This is a genomic window from Bartonella sp. AC10YNML (genome assembly GCF_042196825.1).
Classification (GTDB): domain Bacteria; phylum Pseudomonadota; class Alphaproteobacteria; order Rhizobiales; family Rhizobiaceae; genus Bartonella.
This window is the reverse complement of the sequence record NZ_JBHIRA010000064.1, coordinates 1-955: the sequence shown is the minus strand read 5'-3', so window position 1 is coordinate 955 and position 955 is coordinate 1. Positions and strand designations below refer to the sequence as shown.

Below are 955 nucleotides of genomic sequence, written 5' to 3'. Positions count from 1 at the left end.
AACGGGAAAAATCTATTACAAACATAAAGAGAATGAAGGCAATCCACTTCATGATGCGTGACATCATCTTTAAGCCTTGATAGGTCTCTATCATCTCATGAAGAAGCTGTTGTTCTGTTTCTGTAAGATCTTTATCTTTGCTGCTTCGTTTCTTGACCATCTTTCCAACCACATAAATGGGCTCCCTGCTTGTTATGCTTCAAAATATCTCTTGCAAGGTTGGAACTGATGACCTCAACATCCTGATTATCCAAATAAATGGGCAACCAGCCACCACAAGAAACAGACCTATTTGCCGCGCACCCAACGAGAAAGTTCAGAGCGCACACCAGCATCGCTTTTTCGATTAACTTCATTTTCTACCTCAAGACGGGTTGTTGCTGTCTTTAAAGCATTCTCTGTTTGCTTTTGCCGTTCGCTTTGCTTGCCAAGCTGAAACGCCTTGGCTAAAGCCATAAAAAAAACGGCTAAAGCCGCTGTAAACATAAGAGAATATTTCTTTAGCCAAAAAATCATAAGCGTTGCTCCCGAAAACGCTTGGCGACAATCACTATGCCCGTTACAGCCGCTAAAACCATGATGCCTGCTAATGCCCATTGCACCGGACCATTGCCTGCTAACAAGCCACCAAAACCAGAACAAGACCCTATAATCGGGGCAAGCGCTTCTATCTTTAAAAGACCGCTTGCTGTTTTCGTTTCTACCCTTTGATAATTCGAAGAAACATAAGCCCCTTTTACCCATAATCCCGCTTCTGCTGCTCGACGGTTGGCTAAACCCGCAAGAGGCTTCCCACCGACCTTATTCCATTTCTGTAATTCTAAGGGTACGGCTTCATAATCCCCTTGATTAAGCTTCTTCAACAAGGTTGACTTGCGAAAAGCAGCTGTTCCTACATTATAGCAAAATGAGACCAATGCCGCGAATTGGCAATCCGTTAACGAAACCGTCACCG

2 protein-coding genes are annotated in these 955 nt (G+C 43.9%); both read right to left on the bottom strand.

The genetic code is table 11. From position 1 onward, the window contains the following. Positions 1-288 precede the first annotated feature (288 nt). A complete protein-coding gene (locus tag ACFINA_RS09640) occupies positions 289-516 on the bottom strand; it encodes a hypothetical protein (RefSeq protein ID WP_375611041.1) in 228 nt (75 codons plus the stop codon). Then, the coding region (locus ACFINA_RS09635) for a lysozyme (protein WP_375615525.1) at positions 513-955 on the bottom strand (443 nt) is incomplete at its 5' end. The genes ACFINA_RS09635 and ACFINA_RS09640, both read right to left, overlap by 4 nt.